The sequence below is a fragment of the Sporosarcina koreensis genome (genome assembly GCF_001531445.1).
Classification (GTDB): Bacteria; Bacillota; Bacilli; order Bacillales_A; family Planococcaceae; genus Sporosarcina; species Sporosarcina koreensis_C.
In genome coordinates this window covers 1-243 of sequence record NZ_LQYA01000178.1, presented here as the reverse complement: position 1 = coordinate 243, position 243 = coordinate 1, and the positions used below count along the sequence as shown (strand labels likewise).

Genomic DNA, 243 nt, shown 5'->3' with positions numbered 1-243 from the left:
TGTAAGGAACCATAGAGATAAACCCTGCTACTGTACCAAATATAAGTCCTCCACAAAGGACACCAATTATAAAAGAAATATTTTTCACCAGTGCAGGTTCAACAAAAGGTTCTGTTACTTTCCTAATATGTTTTACAAATATCAGGAATGACAGAATACTGATGATCAGAAAAGAAATGTTATAAGATGTTGTAAACAGCATAAAAAATACAATGCCCACTGACATTAGTATAATTCCTACAA

General features: G+C 32.1%; 1 pseudogene. It reads right to left on the bottom strand.

From position 1 onward, the window contains the following. Positions 1 to 243: pseudogene (locus tag AWV70_RS16515) on the bottom strand (tetracycline efflux MFS transporter Tet(L)); the annotation flags it as partial.